This window comes from Spongiactinospora gelatinilytica (genome assembly GCF_003236385.1).
Taxonomy (GTDB): Bacteria; Actinomycetota; Actinomycetes; order Streptosporangiales; family Streptosporangiaceae; genus Spongiactinospora; species Spongiactinospora gelatinilytica.
Window position 1 is genome coordinate 1 of the sequence record NZ_POUA01000878.1, and the last position, 431, is coordinate 431.

The 431-nt window shown below is 71.2% G+C and carries 2 protein-coding genes; one reads left to right on the forward strand and one right to left on the reverse strand.

The features are described 5' to 3' along the window. Nucleotides 1-247: WYL domain-containing protein (locus C1I98_RS42480; RefSeq protein WP_199537605.1), on the forward strand; the 247-nt coding region annotated here is incomplete at its 5' end. Between the two features lie 4 nt (nucleotides 248-251). On the opposite strand, the gene C1I98_RS42485 is transcribed toward C1I98_RS42480, so the two are convergent. Then, nucleotides 252-431: type II toxin-antitoxin system VapC family toxin (locus tag C1I98_RS42485; protein WP_199537606.1), on the reverse strand; the 180-nt coding region annotated here is incomplete at its 5' end.

The window sequence follows — 431 nt, forward strand, 5'->3', positions numbered from 1 at the left end:
CGGCGGGCGTGGGCGGCTCGGCCGGACGACGGCCGCCACCACCCTGGCCGAACTGCGCGAGGCGCTGGAGGTCGGCGCCACGGTCTGGATCGGCTACGTCGACCAGCACGGCGCCACGACCGAGCGCCTGATCGACCCGGCCCGCATCGAGGGCGGGTGGCTGTCCGCGTTCGACCACCGCAGTGGCGAGGTCCGCTCGTTCGCGGTGCATCGCATCAGCGGAGTGGCTCCGGTCGACGCCGCCTGACGACTCAGGCCGGCCGAAGCACGTCCACGTCGGTGCGGGCGAAGTCGTCACCGACGCAGAGGACGGGAATCCCGAACTCGGCGGCGATGCCGTAGGTGAAGCAGTCGCCGTAGTGGTCATCGAGGCGGGCCGTCGTCGTATCCGATGATCTCGTCAGCGGAGCGGGTGTCGAGCACCTTGTGAC